14 protein-coding genes are annotated in these 15,122 nt (G+C 72.5%); 12 read left to right on the top strand and 2 right to left on the bottom strand.

All coding sequences use genetic code 11. The features are described 5' to 3' along the window. Positions 1-70: 70 nt before the first annotated feature. The 10 genes from MKW14_RS36535 (at position 71) to MKW14_RS36490 (ending at position 8,599) form a co-directional block, all read left to right on the top strand. Positions 71-1,714 (top strand): FAD-dependent oxidoreductase, encoded by a 1,644-nt coding sequence (locus tag MKW14_RS36535; protein WP_240870445.1) that lies wholly within the window; start codon positions 71-73, stop codon positions 1,712-1,714. A gap of 252 nt (positions 1,715-1,966) precedes the next feature. Then, positions 1,967-2,431: a hypothetical protein gene (locus MKW14_RS36530; RefSeq protein WP_240870443.1), complete on the top strand. Its 465-nt coding sequence runs from the start codon at positions 1,967-1,969 to the stop codon at positions 2,429-2,431. Between the two features lie 110 nt (positions 2,432-2,541). Beyond that, positions 2,542-3,228 carry a class F sortase gene (locus tag MKW14_RS36525; protein ID WP_374116647.1) on the top strand — a complete coding sequence of 229 codons (687 nt, stop codon included), beginning with the start codon at positions 2,542-2,544 and terminating at the stop codon, positions 3,226-3,228. 138 nt (positions 3,229-3,366) lie between these two features. Further along, positions 3,367-4,485 (top strand): SchA/CurD-like domain-containing protein, encoded by a 1,119-nt coding sequence (locus MKW14_RS36520; protein ID WP_240870442.1) that lies wholly within the window; start codon positions 3,367-3,369, stop codon positions 4,483-4,485. 62 nt (positions 4,486-4,547) lie between these two features. Then, complete coding sequence (locus MKW14_RS36515) at positions 4,548-4,952, top strand: cupin domain-containing protein (protein ID WP_240870490.1); 405 nt, start codon at positions 4,548-4,550, stop codon at positions 4,950-4,952. Next, on the top strand, positions 4,949-6,217 hold the full coding sequence (locus MKW14_RS36510; protein ID WP_240870440.1) for a beta-ketoacyl-[acyl-carrier-protein] synthase family protein: 1,269 nt from the start codon (positions 4,949-4,951) through the stop codon (positions 6,215-6,217). The genes MKW14_RS36515 and MKW14_RS36510 overlap by 4 nt, the downstream gene beginning before the upstream one ends. After that, positions 6,214-7,464 (top strand): ketosynthase chain-length factor, encoded by a 1,251-nt coding sequence (locus tag MKW14_RS36505; protein ID WP_240870438.1) that lies wholly within the window; start codon positions 6,214-6,216, stop codon positions 7,462-7,464. Before MKW14_RS36510 ends, MKW14_RS36505 begins: the two co-directional genes overlap by 4 nt. 35 nt (positions 7,465-7,499) lie before the next feature. After that, positions 7,500-7,757, top strand: a complete 258-nt coding sequence (locus tag MKW14_RS36500; protein ID WP_240870436.1) for an acyl carrier protein — start codon at positions 7,500-7,502, stop codon at positions 7,755-7,757. Between the two features lies 1 nt (position 7,758). After that, on the top strand, positions 7,759-8,238 hold the full coding sequence (locus MKW14_RS36495; protein ID WP_240870434.1) for an SRPBCC family protein: 480 nt from the start codon (positions 7,759-7,761) through the stop codon (positions 8,236-8,238). A gap of 28 nt (positions 8,239-8,266) precedes the next feature. Beyond that, a complete protein-coding gene (locus tag MKW14_RS36490; RefSeq protein ID WP_240870433.1) occupies positions 8,267-8,599 on the top strand; it encodes a TcmI family type II polyketide cyclase in 333 nt (110 codons plus the stop codon). Between the two features lie 65 nt (positions 8,600-8,664). Here MKW14_RS36490 and MKW14_RS36485 read toward each other — a convergent pair whose 3' ends face one another. Continuing rightward, positions 8,665-9,693, bottom strand: a complete 1,029-nt coding sequence (locus MKW14_RS36485) for a methyltransferase (RefSeq protein ID WP_240870432.1) — start codon at positions 9,691-9,693, stop codon at positions 8,665-8,667. A gap of 43 nt (positions 9,694-9,736) precedes the next feature. Continuing rightward, positions 9,737-10,795, bottom strand: a complete 1,059-nt coding sequence (locus MKW14_RS36480) for a right-handed parallel beta-helix repeat-containing protein (RefSeq protein WP_240870431.1) — start codon at positions 10,793-10,795, stop codon at positions 9,737-9,739. 209 nt (positions 10,796-11,004) lie between these two features. Between MKW14_RS36480 and MKW14_RS36475 the strand changes: the two genes are divergently transcribed. Together MKW14_RS36475 and MKW14_RS36470 are read left to right on the top strand one after the other, a co-directional pair. After that, on the top strand, positions 11,005-12,651 hold the full coding sequence (locus MKW14_RS36475; protein ID WP_240870429.1) for an alkaline phosphatase family protein: 1,647 nt from the start codon (positions 11,005-11,007) through the stop codon (positions 12,649-12,651). Positions 12,652-12,719: 68 nt separating this feature from the next. Beyond that, complete coding sequence (locus MKW14_RS36470; protein ID WP_240870427.1) at positions 12,720-15,122, top strand: ATP-binding SpoIIE family protein phosphatase; 2,403 nt, start codon at positions 12,720-12,722, stop codon at positions 15,120-15,122.

The raw sequence follows: 15,122 nt of genomic DNA, 5'->3' as shown, positions 1-15,122 counted from the left end.
AGCGGGGCATGCATGAAGATCCCGGCCGTATCCGGACGAGTCGGCGGAGGCGACACGCTGGAGGCGCGTGATGAATGCAAGAACCGAGCAGACAGGCGGAACGGTGCACAAGGTGCCGGTCCTGATCGTCGGCGGTTCACTGGTCGGTCTGTCCACCTCGCTGTTCCTCGGCCGGCTGGGGGTGCGGCACACCCTCGTGGAGCGCCATGCCGGCACCTCCATCCACCCCCGCGGCCGGGGCAACAACGTCCGGACGATGGAGCTGTTCCGGGTGTCCGGCACCGAGCCGGCGATCCATCAGGCCGCGTCCACCCTCGCCGACAACCACGGCATCCTGCAGACCCCCACCCTGGTCGGCGACGCGGGCGAGTGGCTGTTCAAGGAGATCGACCCGGGCGGCGGACTGGCCCGCTTCAGCCCGACCGCCTGGTGCCTGTGCAGCCAGAACGACCTGGAACCGGTCCTGCTCGACCACGCCGCGCGGCTCGGCGGCGACCTGCGCTACTCCACCGAGCTGATGTCGTTCGACGCCGACTCCACCGGCGTCACCGCGTTCGTCAAGAGCAGGCAGACGGGCGAGCACACCACCATCCGCGCCGACTACCTGGTCGCCGCGGACGGCCCCCGCAGCCCGGTGCGCGAACAGCTCGGCATCGGCCAGAGCGGCCCCGGCGACCTGTTCCACAACGTCAGCATCACCTTCCGCTCCCGCCGGCTCGCCGACGTCGTGGGCGAGCGGAGGTTCATCGTCTGCTACCTCACCAGCCCCGACGCCGACGGCGCCCTGCTGCCGGTCGACAACCGCGAGCACTGGGTCTTCCACGCCCCCTGGCACCCCGAACACGGGGAAACCCTGGAGGAGTTCACCGACGAACGCTGCGCCGACCACATCCGCCGCGCGGTCGGCGACCCCGGCCTGGACATCGAGATCACCGGCCGGGCCCCCTGGCACGCCGCCCAGCGCGTCGCCCGCGGCTACAGCTCCGGACGCGTCTTCCTGGCTGGCGACTCCGCCCACGAGATGTCCCCCACCGGCGCCTTCGGCTCCAACACCGGCATCCAGGACGCGCACAACCTCGCCTGGAAACTGGCCGCCGTGCTCGGCGGCTGGGCCGGTCAGGGCCTGCTGGACAGCTACGACGCCGAACGCCGGCCGGTCGCCGAGGCCACCAGCGCCCGCGCCGCCGTACGGTCCGCCGAGCACAGCCACCCCGGCTTCGCCGCGCCGCCCGGCGCCGGCAGCGGCCCGCAGCGCGGCATCCTGAACGTCGCCCTCGGCTACCGCTACCCGCACGGCGCCGTCCTCGGCGCCGACCCGGCGATGCCGGTCGTCCCGGAGAAGCTCGCCCTGAACGGTGAACCCGGCAGCCGCGCGCCCCATCTGTGGGTCCGTCACCAGGGCGAGCGTGTCTCCACCCTCGACCTGTACGAACGCTCCCTGGTCCTGCTCAGCGACGGCGCCACGCCCGACGGCTGGCACCGGGCCGCCCTCCGCCTCGCCGAGCAGCTGTCCCTGCCGCTCGTCCCCTACCGGATGGGTGAGGAACTGGTGCCGGAGGAGGGGGCGGACTGGGCGGCGGCCCACGGCACGACCCGTGAGGGCGCCGTCCTCGTCCGGCCCGACGGATTCGTCGCCTGGCGCTCACAAGGCCCGGCCGAGGACCCCGAGTCGACCCTGCGCGAGGTCCTGACGGCGGTTCTCGCGCGGAGCTGACCGCGGAGCAACCGAGTGAGCCGCCTTCCAGCCGTCCCCGAACGGATGGAAGGCGGCTCGTCGTGCGCGTGTCCTGCGCGGACCCGGCACGCTTCGCTCCGGACGGGCGGTGTCCGGAACGTCCCCGCGTCACCCGGGTGAGCCGTTCAAGTGGTGAGGTCCGGGAGTCTGGTTGACGGTTGTTCACATCGGGGCCGGGTCACCTCAGCTGACGAAGCACCAGCTGCCCGGTCGCGACGGAAGGAACGTCACATGCGTTCTGCTCGCATGCTTCTGGCCACCGGAGCGGTCTCGGCCGTTCTCGCCCTCGGCGCCCCCGCCGCCCACGCCTACGGCGGCGACGGGGACCAGTCCGGCTCGTCCTGGAGCCACGACGGCTCCTCCGGCCACGACAGCTCTTCGTACACCAAGGACCACGACGAGGACGGCCACGGCCGTCCCCACGGCGGAATGCACACAGGGGGCGGTGCGCTGGCCGCCGTCAAGCAGGACGGCGGCGGCCGCGACCCGCGGTTCGACCCCGACACCTACAAGGACAAGGACAACGGCTCAGGCTCCTGGGGCGGCGGCCACGAGAAGCCGCACGGCGGCATGCACACCGGAGGAGGCGCGCTGGCCGATCCCGGGGTGACCGCGGGCGGCGTGGCCGTCCTCGCCGTCGCCGGAGCCGGGCTCTACCTGGCGCGTCGCAGGAAGACCGCGGCGGGCCTCGCCTGACATGCCTGACGCGATAGCCGCCGTGGCCGCCACCCGCGCCCCCGGTGGCGGCCCGGCCGGCCCTCCTCGCCCGTTCACCCCGCTGCCGCAGCCAAGTGAGGTGGTCCTCGATGGCAGCCCCCGATTCCCCCTCTTCCGACGACGAGCAGGCCCCGAACGGCTCCAGAACCGGCGCGAACCTGATGATGGTGTGCGCCGCCGCCCTCGTGATCGTCGCGGTGAGCCTGGCCGGCGGCCGGGACGCCTCCGCCGACCGGTCCCGTACGCCCGCCGCGGCACCGCAGGCCGCCGCACCCGCCGCGCCCGCCTCGCCGGACGCCCGGGAGACCACCGCCGACCCGCACCTTCCGCGGTCCCGGCCGGTACGCCTGCTCATCCCGAAGATCTCCGTCGACGCCCCCTTCACCGACCTCGCCATCGGTCCCACCGGGCAGCTCGAGCCGCCGCCCGCGCACGACACCAACCTCGTCGGCTGGTACGCCGACGGCGCCTCACCCGGTGAGGCCGGCACCGCGATCATCGCCGGGCACGTCGACACCACGACGTCCGCGGCCGTCTTCGTCCGTCTGGGCGAACTGCAGAAGGGCGACGTCTTCCACGTCGTGCGGGCCGACGGCCGCAAGGCGACCTTCGTCGTCGACAGCGCCGAGACCTTCGCCAAGGACGACTTCCCCAGCGATCGCGTGTACGCCGACACCCCACGCGCCGAGGTCCGGCTGATCACCTGTGCGGGCGACTACGACCGCACGGCCCGGGACTACAAGGACAACCTCGTGGTCTTCGCCCACCTCGTGTGAGCCCGACGGAGGCGGCGCGGTCACCCGCGTAGTTCATCCGAGTCGCGCCCTGCACAGGCCGGGCTCAGGATCAAGGAACGCCGACGTGGCCCGGAAGCGGCCGACGTCCACCGCTGTCCCGCGAAGGAGATGTGCTCCATGACCACCGTGTCCGCATCCGCCTCACAACCGCTCGCGCGACAGGTGTCGCCCCGCGTCTCGCAGTCCGTCTTCGACGGCTCCCGGCTCCGTGTCGTCCTGCTGGTGGACGTCTACGAGGGCGCCCAGCAGCAGTTCCTGGAGGCCTACGAGCAGCTGTGCAACCAGGTCGCCTCCGTGCCCGGGCACGTCAGCGACCAGCTGTGCCAGTCCATCGAGAACCCCTCCCAGTGGCTGATCACCAGCGAGTGGGAGAGCGCGCCGCCGTTCCTCGCCTGGGTCAACAGCGAGGAGCACGTCCGCATGGTCGAGCCCCTGCACAGCTGCGTCCGCGACACCCGCTCGCTGCGCTTCCACGTCGTCCGCGAGACCGGCGGTCCGGCGCCCGCCGACTCCGCCCGGCGGCTGCAGGCGGCCCCCCGCATCGGCGACGGGGTGATCCGCCACGCGCTCACCTTCACCGTCAAGCCCGGCAGCGAGGAGAAGGTCGCCGAGATCCTCTCCGACTACGCCTCGCCGAAGCCGGAGGTCGACCAGAACACCCGGCTGTGCCGCACCTCCCTGTTCATGCACGGCAACCGGGTGGTGCGGGCCATCGAGGTGCGCGGCGACCTGCTCGCGGCGCTGCGCCACGTCGCCCGCCAGCCCGAGGTCCGCGCCGTGGAGGAGGCCATCAACCCCTACCTGGAGCAGGACCGCGACCTGGACGACCCCGAGTCCGCGCGCGTCTTCTTCACCCGGGCCGCGCTGCCGGCCGTCCACCATGTGACGGCCGAGCAGAAGGACCCGAAGGCAGAGCGGCACGCCCTGTACTACCCGGCGCGTCCCGGCCGCGGCATGGAGCTGGCCGAGCTGCTGGCCCGTCAGGACGAGAAGGCGGCGGACGACCCGCGCAGCCCCGTCGTGCGGAGCACGATCTTCCAGCGCGACGAGGTCGTGGTCCGGCTGATCGACGTGCGCGGCGACCTCGACGCCGCCGACCCGGCGTCGGTCCTCGGCATCGCCGACCCCGCCCGGCTGGCCGCGCTGACGACGCTGTCGACGGACGGCGACCTCAAGCACGTCCTCGGTCAGGCCCGCGCGGACCTCGTCACCGACCGCCGTTCGCCCGAAGCCTGATCCGCTTCGTCGCCCCAGCACACGATCGGAGCAACGCCGTGACCCCATCCCGTCCCACCGTCGTGGATCTCAGCGACGTCGAGCCCAACACTCGGCGCGGCGGCGATCTGCGCGCCATGCTCACCCCCAGCACGGTCGGATCCACCAGCGGTTTCATGGGCGTGGCCATCGTGCAGCCCGGCGACCGCATCGGTGAGCACTACCACCCCTACTCCGAGGAGTTCGTGTACGTCGTCTGCGGCCACCTGGAGGTGGACCTGGACGGCGAACCGCACCCGCTGCGGCCCGAGCAGGGGCTGATGATCCCCATCAACATGCGCCACCGCTTCCGCAACGTCGGCAAGGTGGAGGCCCGGATCGTCTTCCACCTCGGGCCGCTCGCGCCGACACCGCCCCTCGGCCACGTCGACACCGAGGAGGCCCCCGCCGCCGTCGGGGTCCACGACCGACAGCAGGTCCCTTCATGAGCCGGCGGGTGGCGGTCACCGGCATAGGCATCGTCGCCCCCGGCGGCATCGGAGTGCCGGCGTTCTGGGACCTGCTGGCGGCCGGGCGCACCGCGACACGCGGCATCACCTTCTTCGACCCGGCCGGTCTGCGCTCCCGTATCGCCGCCGAGTGCGACTTCGACCCGGCCGTCCACGGACTGGACGCCGAGCAGACCGCACGCAACGACCGGTACGTCCAGTTCGCCCTGGCCGCCGGGGACGAGGCGGTGCGCGACGCCGGCCTCGACCTGGACCGGGAGAACCCCTGGCGGGTCGGGGTCTCCCTGGGCACGGCGGTGGGCGGAACCACCCGGCTGGAGCACGACTACGTCCTCGTCAGCCACCACGGACAGCGCTGGGACGTCGACCCCCGTGCGGCCGAACCACATCTGCACCGGGCCTTCTCGCCCAGCACGCTGGCCTCGGCGGTGGCCGAGCGGTTCATGGCGCACGGGCCGGTGCAGACCGTCTCCACGGGCTGCACCTCGGGGCTCGACGCGGTCGGTTACGCCTTCCACACCATCGAGGAGGGCCGCGCCGACGTCTGCATCGCGGGCGCCTCGGACTCGCCGATCTCCCCGATCACCATGGCCTGCTTCGACGCCATCAAGGCCACCTCGCCCAACAACGAGGACCCGGCCCACGCCTCCCGCCCCTTCGACGCTCACCGCGACGGCTTCGTCATGGGCGAGGGCGGCGCCGTACTGGTCCTGGAGGAGCTCGAACACGCCCGGGCGCGCGGCGCCCACGTCTACTGCGAGCTGGCCGGCTACGCCACCTTCGGCAACGCCTACCACATGACGGGGCTGACCAAGGAGGGCCTGGAGATGGCCAGGGCGATCGACACCGCCCTGGACCACGCCCGCCTCGACCCCACGGCGATCGACTACGTCAACGCCCACGGGTCCGGCACCCAGCAGAACGACCGTCACGAGACCGCGGCGGTCAAACGGGCCCTGGGACAGCACGCCTACGCCACGCCGATGAGCTCCATCAAGTCCATGGTGGGCCACTCCCTCGGCGCGATCGGCGCGATCGAGGTCGTCGCCTGTGTGCTGGCCCTGGCCCACCAGGTCGTCCCGCCCACCGCCAACTACGAGACGCCGGACCCCGAGTGCGACCTGGACTACGTGCCGCGCGTCGCACGCGAACGGAAGCTGACCAGCGTGCTGTCCGTGGGCAGCGGGTTCGGCGGATTCCAGTCCGCGGTGGTGCTGACCCGGCCGAGGGAGAGGACACGATGAGCGAACCGCATCCACGGCGCGCGGCCGTCACCGGCATCGGTGTGGTGGCGCCCAACGGAACCAGCGCCGAGTCCTTCTGGAAGTCCACCCGGGAGGGCATCAGCGTCCTCGACCGCGTCACCCGCGAGGGCTGCGGACACCTGCCGATGCGGGTGGCGGGCGAGGTCCGTGACTTCGACGCGCAGGCGGCGGTCGAGGAACGCTTCCTCGTCCAGACCGACCGCTTCACCCACTTCGCCATGGCGGCGGCCGACCGCGCCCTGGACGACGCCGGGTTCGGGCCCGCCGACCCGGGCGGAAGTCCGTTCTCCGTGGGCGTGGTCACCGCGGCCGGCTCCGGCGGCGGTGAGTTCGGCCAACGGGAGCTGCAGCAACTGTGGGGCAAGGGCAGCCGGTTCGTCGGCCCGTACCAGTCCATCGCCTGGTTCTACGCCGCCAGCACCGGCCAGATATCCATCCGCCGCGGCTTCAAGGGCCCCTGCTCGGTGGTCGCCGCCGACGAGGCAGGCGGTCTGGACGCCCTCGCGCACGCGGCCCGGGCGGTACGGCGCGGCACCGACACGATCGTGGCCGGCGCGACCGAGGCCCCGCTGGCCCCCTACTCGGGGGTCTGCCAGCTCGGCTACCAGGAGCTGAGCACCGAGGCCGACCCGGACCGCGCCTACCGGCCCTTCACCGCCCAGGCCTGCGGTTTCGTGCCCGCCGAGGGAGGCGCCATGCTCGTCGTCGAGGACGAGCGCACGGCCCGGGAACGGGGCGCACGGGTACGTGCCCTGGTCGCCGGGCACGCGGCGACCTTCACCGGCGCCTCCCGCTGGGAGGAGTCCCGGCACGGGCTCGCCCACGCCGTCGCCGGCGCGCTGGAGGAGGCCGGCTGCGCGCCCGAGGACATCGACGCCGTCTTCGCCGACGCCCTCGGCGTTCCCGAGGCCGACCGCGCCGAGGCGCTGGCGATCACCGACGCGCTCGGCGCCCACGGCCGGCGCGTGCCGGTCACCGCGCCCAAGACCGGCATCGGCCGCGGCTACTGCGCGGCGCCCGTCCTGGACAGCGCCGCGGCCGTGCTCGCCCTGGAGCACGGCATCGTCCCGCCCACCCCCAACGTCTACGACATCTGCCACGACCTCGACCTCGTGACCACCCGCGCCCGCGCCGTCGAACTGCGCACGGTGCTGGTCCTCAGCCGGGGGCTCATGGGATCGAACTCGGCGCTCGTGCTGCGGCGCGGCGCCGTCGACGCCTCCTGACGAGGCGCCGCCCAGCGAAGGAAGAGAGGAACCGCATGAGTGACCGCATCACCGTGGACGAACTGGCCGAGCTGATGAAGAAGGCCGCCGGCGTCACCGTCGCCCCCGAGGAGCTGCAGCAGCGCTGCGACTCCGGGTTCGACACCTTCGGCATCGACTCGCTCGGACTGCTCGGCGTGGTCGGAGAGCTGGAGAACCGCTACGGCGCTCCGCTGCCCCCCGACGCGGAGCGCTGCAAGAGCCCCCGCGCGTTCCTCGACCTCGTCAACAGCAGCCTCTTCGCAGGAGCCTGACATGCCCGGACACACCCAGAACGAGATCACCGTCGCCGCACCGCTGGACCTGGTCTGGGACATGACCAACGACGTGGCGAACTGGCCGAACCTGTTCACCGAGTACGCCTCGGCGGAGATCCTCTCCGTGGAGGGGAACAGGACCACCTTCCGTCTCACCATGCACCCGGACGACAACGGCAAGGTCTGGAGCTGGGTCTCGGAACGCGAGACCGACCGCGCGGGCCTCACCGTACGCGCCCGTCGCGTGGAGACCGGGCCCTTCGCCCACATGAACATCCTGTGGACCTACGAGCAGGTGCCCCAGGGCGTGCGGATGGTGTGGACGCAGGACTTCGCGATGAAGCCCGACGCCCCGGTCGACGACGACTGGATGACGGACAACATCAACCGCAACTCCAAGGTCCAGATGGCCCTCATCCGCGACCGCATCGAGAAGGCGGCCGCCGAGCGGGGCCACACCCCGGGCCTGACCGACTGATCCGCCGCATCCCAGGAAGGACAGACCGATGCACCAGGCCCTGATCGTGGCCCGTATGGCACCGGGCTCGGCCCCGGACATCGCGAAGGTGTTCGCCGAGTCCGACCGGGGGGAGCTGCCGCACCTGGTCGGGGTCACCCGGCGCAGCCTCTTCCAGTTCGGTGACGTGTACCTGCATCTCATCGAGGCCGAGCGGGACCCCGGACCGGCCATCGCCAAGGTGACCGGACACCCCGACTTCCGTGACGTCAGCGAGCGGCTGGCGGCGTACGTCAGCGCGTACGACCCCGAGACCTGGCGCTCGCCGAAGGACGCCATGGCGAACCGCTTCTACCTCTGGGAGCGGGACGCCACCGCCTGAGACCGTCCGCTGCCACCGGCCGAAGGACCCGGCGACCGGTGGCAGCGGACGTTTGTGCGGGCCGTTCACCCCGGCACGTGGCAGTCGAACGCGTGCAGATAGGGGTTGACCGGTCTGATGCCGTCGACGACCAGCCCGGCGGCCGTCAGCCGTCCGGCCATGCTGTCGGTGGTGTGCTTCGCCCCGCCGACGTTGAGCAGCAGCAACAGGTCCATCGCGGTGCTGAACCGCATCGACGGGGTGTCGTCGACGAGGTTCTCGATCACCACGACCCGCGTGCCCGGCCCGCCGGCCTCGATGACGTTGCGCAGGGTGCGGGCGGTGCTGTCGTCGTCCCACTCCAGGATGTTCTTGATGATGTAGACGTCGGCCCGCACCGGCACGGCCTCCCGGACGTCACCGGGAACGATCCGCACCCGGCCGGCGAGATCGCCGCCCGGCCGCAGCCGCGCCACCGCGTTCTCCACCACCCGGGGCAGGTCCAGCAGACTGCCGTGCATCGACGGGTACTTGTCGAGCAGGCTCGCCACCACATGGCCCTGCCCGCCGCCGATGTCCGCCATCGACGCGCAGCCGGACAGGTCCAGCAGTGCCGCCACGTCCCGCGCCGACTGCTCGCTGGAGGTGGTCATCGCCCGGTTGAAGACGTCCGCGGACTCGGGGGCGTCCTCGTTGAGGTACGGGAAGAACTCCTTGTCGTACAGCTCCTGTACGACGTTCTTCCCGGTGCGCACCGCCTCGTCCAGCTTGGGCCAGGCGTCCCAGGTCCACGGCTCGGTGCACCACAGGGCGATCCAGCGCAGGCTGTCGGGGGCGTCCTCGCGCAGCAGCCGGGACATCTCGGTGTGCGCGAAGGTGCCGTCCGGCCGTTCGGCGAAGACGCCGTAGCAGGACAGGGCCCGCAGCAGCCGGCGCAGCGGACGGGGTTCGGTCTTCACCGCGGCCGCCAGGTCCTCCACGGACATGGGGTCGTCACCGAGCGCGTCGGGCACGCCCAGCCGGGCGGCCGCGCGGAGGGCGGCGGCACACGCCGCGCCGAAAACGAGTTCCCTCAGCCGCATCGGCGGCGGTGGGGCGGTCTGTGCGGTCGTCATGCGCCGCCTGCCTTCCTTGGTGCGATGGGGGAGCGGGGGCCGCTCAGCACAGGCCCGTGGGCCTGGACGCCCCGCAGGTGTTGCTGTCGAAGGTGTTGCCCTTGCCGTGGTCGGAGTTGACCAGGTCGGCGGGCGCGTTGCCGGACAGGCGGTTGCCGGTGATCCGGTTGTCGTCGCTGGTGGTGCCGACGAAGCTCTTGAACAGCACGATGCCGCCCGACAGCGGGGAGGCGCCGACGTTGTCCCGGATCTCGTTGTTCGCGACCAGGGTCTGCTCGGCGCCGGTCAGGACGATGCCGGAGCCCTGCAGGGCGGGCAGCCGGTCGGTCTTCGGGCAGGACTTGTTGTTGGCGACGATGCGGTTGTCGCGCACGGCGAGGTCCCCGGCCTTGGGCTTGTTCTCGTCGCCGACGACGAACACGCCCACGCAGTTGCCGGTGAGGTAGTTGCGGTCGACCTGCAGGTCGCGCAGCCGGCGGACGGTCACGCCGACGCGGTTGCCCTGCAGCCGGTTGCGCTCCACCCGGGTGCCCCCGGTGTCCGTGGCGCCCTTCTCGGCCGTGATCGTGTTGGCGAGGAAGATGCCCGCGTCGCCGCTGCCGCTGACGGTGTTGCCGCGGAACACGCTGCGGACCGAACGCTCCTGGGCGATGCCCCAGACCCCGTTGTTCAGCGCGGACACGTGGCGCACCGTCAGACCGTCGGTGCCCATGGCGAAGACGCCGCTGCGGCTGAAGCCGCTGACCGTCAGGGAGGAGACGGTGACGCCCTTGAGGCTGCGGTCCTTGGCGCCCACGACGCAGATGCCGTTGCCGTTCTCGGAGCAGCGGTCCCCGGCCTTCGTGGCGCCCGGCTCGATCACCGTCCCGGGGCCCAGGCCGCGCAGGGTGATGTCGGCCGTCGTCAGCTTGACGCTCTCGTGGTAGACGCCGGGCAGCACCAGGACGGTGTCGCCGGGCCGGGCGGCGTCCACCGCCTTCTGGATGGACTCTCCCGGACGGACCGTGTGGATCATGTGGCCGGCGGCCGACGGGGCGGCGCCGAGGCCCGTCCCGACGATCGCGGCGGTGCACGCCAGATAGGCGATATGAAGTTTCTTCATATTCGGCACGGTATGCCCAACTTATTTACGGACCGGGCGGATAGGCCATTCGGCGGCGTGTCCCGCCAGGCCGTTCCTTTGCCCCCACTGAGCCCTTTCTTTGGCCGGAGCGGACGTGGGCGTCGGGCGCCGTACATATTCGGCCACTGCCATGTCGGTGCACGGTCCGCAGACCTTCCTGCGCCCGCACGGCTTCGAGGAGAGGCACCATGCCACGACGTCCCGTCCGACCCGCCCGCACCGTGACCGCGGCGGCCGCAGCGCTCGCCGCCGTCGGCGCGCTCACCGTCACCGCCGCCGCACCGGCCTCGGCCCGTCCCGCCACGGCGCGGCACGTCCTGCTCCTGTCGGTCGACGGCCTGCACCAGTCCGACCTCGCCTGGTACGTCGCCCGGCACCCCGGCTCCGCCCTGGCCCGGCTCGCCGCCGGGGGAGTGGAGTACACCCACGCCAGAACGACCGTTCCCTCCGACTCCTTCCCCGGCATGGTCGGCCAGGTCACCGGAGGCGACCCCGGCGTCACCGGCGTCTACTACGACGACACCTACAGCCACGCCCTCCTGCCGGCCGGCACCACCAGCTGCGCGGGCGCCAGGCCCGGCGCCGAGGTCGACCTCACCGAGGACCTCGACAAGAACAAGGACTCCATCGACGCGGGCCAGGGCCTGAGCGGTCTGCCCGGCAGCGTCCTGAAGATGACCGGGAAGGCCGCGAGCCTGATCGACCCCTCGAAGCTGCCGGTCGACCCCAGGACCTGCGAGCCGGTCTACCCGCACGCGTACCTGAAGGTGAACACGGTCTTCGACGTGGCCCGCGAGGCCGGCCTGCGCACCGCCTGGTCCGACAAACACGTCGCCTACGAGATCCTCGACGGCCCTTCCGGCAACGGCGTCCAGGACCTGTTCGCCCCCGAGATCAACAGCACCGCCACCGGCTACCCGGCGGGCGACGACTGGACCAAGGACAACGCCGCCACCGAGCAGTACGACGGCTACAAGGTGAAGGCCGTCCTCAACGAGATCGACGGCTACGACCACGGCCGCACCCACAAGGTCGGCACGCCCGCCGTCTTCGGCATGAACTTCCAGTCCGTCTCCACCGCCCAGAAGCTGCCCGCCTCCGACGGCCTGGCCAGCGGCTATGTGAGCAAGGGCGTGCCCGGCCCGCTGCTGGCGAAGAACCTCGCCTTCGTCGACCGGCAGATCGGAGCCTTCCTCGGCGAGCTCCGCAAGCGCCACCTGGACGCCGGCACCACCGTCATCCTGTCCTCCAAGCACGGACAGTCGCCGACCGACCCCGCGGCGCTCACCCGCATCGACGACGGCCCCCTCCTCGACGGTCTCGACGCCGCCTGGAAGAGCGCCCATCCGGGCGCGGGAGACCTCGTCGCCCACGCCGTCGACGACGACGCCATGCTCCTGTGGCTGACCGACCGCTCCCGGGCCGCCACCGACTTCGCCAAGGCCTACCTGCTGGCCCAGTCGGGCACCGGCAACGGCATCGACGGCAAGGCCAGGCCCTTCACGGCCGCCGGTCTGAAGACCGTGTACGCGGGGGCGGCCGCCGCCCGCTACTTCCACGTCAAGCCCGGCGACTCCCGAGTGCCCGACCTGTTCGGCATCACCCGGTACGGCGTCGTCTACACCGGCGGCAAGGGGAAGATCGCCGAGCACGGGGGCGCCCACGCCGACGACCTCGACGTCCCCCTGGTCGTCTCCGGGGCCGCCACACCGCACGGCGTCCGCGTCGACCGTCCGGTGCGCACCACGCAGATCGCCCCGACGATCCTGCGTCTGCTCGGCCTGGACCCGCGCTCCCTGGACGCCGTCCGCATCGAGCACACGCCCGCGCTCTGACTTGTCCGATTCCTGTCGGACGCGCACGCTGGGTCTTTGAGGAACCTCAGCACGCGAATAGAGCAAGAATGGCCACTTATGCCCAAGGAAGCGGTCACAGCGGGTGGTCAACCGATGTCGCGACAGTGACCCTCGGCCCCGACGGCATCGTCACGGGCTGGAGCGCGGGCGCGCGGCGGCTGCTGGGCCACCGCGCACCCGAGGTCGTGGGACGGGCCGCCGCCGGACTGCTCCTCGGCCGGGAGGCTCCCGAGGCGAGCGGTCTCGCGCTCCTGGGCTCCGAGGAGTGGAGCGGTACGGCTGCGCTGCGGCACCGGGACGGTCACCGCGTCGACGTGACCCTGCACGCCCATCCGTCGCTGGACCGCGACGGCAGGCCGCAGGGGTTCGTGGTGACCGTCGCCGCCTCGTCCGCGGCCTCCGATCGGGACCGCCGGATGGTCGAGTGGGCGTTCGACCAGGCGTCGGTCGGGCTCTCCGCCCACAGCACGGCCTCCGGTTCCTGGCATCTCAACGCGGCCGCGGCCGAGGAGGACGCGGCGGGCGCCGAGGGCGACGACGGCGAGGAGGGCTTCCTGCGCTGCGTGCGCCGCGTCGCCGAGGAGGGCAGGCCGACGCGGTACGAGCGCGTCGTCCCGGAGCCCGCCTCCGCACCCGTCCGGCACCGCGCCTGGGTCATCGAACTGTGGCCGGTGCGGGACCCCGCCACCGGCGAGGTCGTCGGCGTCGGCACCGCCGCCTTCGACAGCAGCGAGCAGCACTCCGCCCGGGAGCGGCTGGCCCTGCTGCAGGAGGCGGGCGCCTGCGTCGGCACCACCCTGAACGTCACCCGCACCGCCCAGGAACTCGCCGACCTGGCCGTCCCGCGGCTCGCCGACTTCGTCAGCGTGGACCTGCTCGACTCCGTCCTGCGGGGCGAGGAGCCCGTCCCCGGGCCGGTCGACGCGGCCGTGGCGCTGCGCCGGGTCGCGCACCAGTCCGCCGCCGAGGGCACGGGTGTGCCGGAGGCCGCCATCGACCTGGGCGGGGTCGACACCTACCCGCCGTTCGCGCCGCCCGCCCGCGCCCTGGCCGGCGGGCGGCCGGTGCTCACCGGCGCGGGCGACCCCGACTTCGCCCGCTGGATCGCCGGGCACGAGGAGCGCACCGCCCGCAACGAGGAGTACGGCTTCCACTCCGTGATGGCGACACCGCTGCGCGCCCGGGGCATCACCCTCGGGGTCGCCGTCTTCGCCCGGATCGGCGACTCCCCGCCCTTCGAGCCCGACGACCTGATCCTCGCCGAGGAACTCGCCGGCCGGACCGCGGTCGGCGTGGACAACGCGCGCCGCTACACCCGCGAACGCACCAACGCCCTCACCCTGCAGCGCAGCCTCCTGCCCCGGGACCTGCCCCGGCAGGCGGCCGTCGAGGTGGCGTACCGCTATCTGCCGGCCGGCTCGGGCGCCGGGGTCGGCGGCGACTGGTTCGACGTCGTACCGCTGTCGGGCACCCGGGTCGGACTGGTCGTCGGGGACGTCGTCGGGCACGGCATCCACGCCTCCGCCACCATGGGCCGGCTGCGCACCGCCGTACGCACCCTCGCCGACGTGGACCTGCCCCCGGACGAACTCCTCACCCACCTCGACGACCTGGTGGTCCATCTCTCCTCCGACAAGGAGGACATCACCGAGGACGAGCCGTACTTCCTCAGCGGCGAGATCGGCGCCACCTGCCTGTACGCCGTCTACGACCCGGTCTCCCGGGTGTGCACCGTCGCCAGCGCCGGCCACATCCCGCCCGCCGTGCTCTTCCCGGACGGCACGGTGGAGCTGGTCCGGCTCACCCCCGGCCCGCTGCTCGGCGTCGGCGGTCTGCCGTTCGAGACGACCGAGCTGGAGCTGCCGGAGGGCAGTCTGCTGGCCTTCTGCACGGACGGCCTGATCGAGGCACGCGACCGTGACGTGGGCCTCGGCCTCGACCGGCTCTGTGAGGCGCTGTCCCGGCCCGTGCCCTCGCTGGACGTGACCTGCGACGCCATCCTCAAGGCGCTGCTGCCCGACTCTCCCGCCGACGACGTGGCCCTGCTCCTGGTGCGGACCCGGGCCCTGCACGCCGACCAGGTCGCCGCCTGGTCCCTGCCCTCCGACCCGTCGGTGGTGGCCGACGCCCGGGCCCAGGTCTCCCGGCAGCTCGCCGTCTGGGGTCTGGAGGAGGCGGCCTTCGTCACCGAGCTGGTGGTGAGCGAGCTGGTCACCAACGCCATCCGCTACGGCGCCGTACCCATCGGGCTGAGGCTGATCCGGGACCGGACGCTGATCTGCGAGGTGTCCGACGCCAGCAACACCGCCCCGCATCTGCGCCGGGCCCGCACCTACGACGAGGGCGGGCGCGGTCTGCACATGGTCGCCCAGCTCACCCAGGGCTGGGGAACCCGGCAGAGTCCCCTGGGCAAGACCATCTGGGCCGAACAACCCCTCCCGGCCGGCTGA

The organism is Streptomyces gilvus (assembly GCF_022513565.1).
GTDB classification, from domain to species: Bacteria; Actinomycetota; Actinomycetes; order Streptomycetales; family Streptomycetaceae; genus Streptomyces; species Streptomyces gilvus.
Note: the sequence above shows the minus strand (reverse complement) of the source record. Positions and strands in the feature narration are given on the sequence as shown.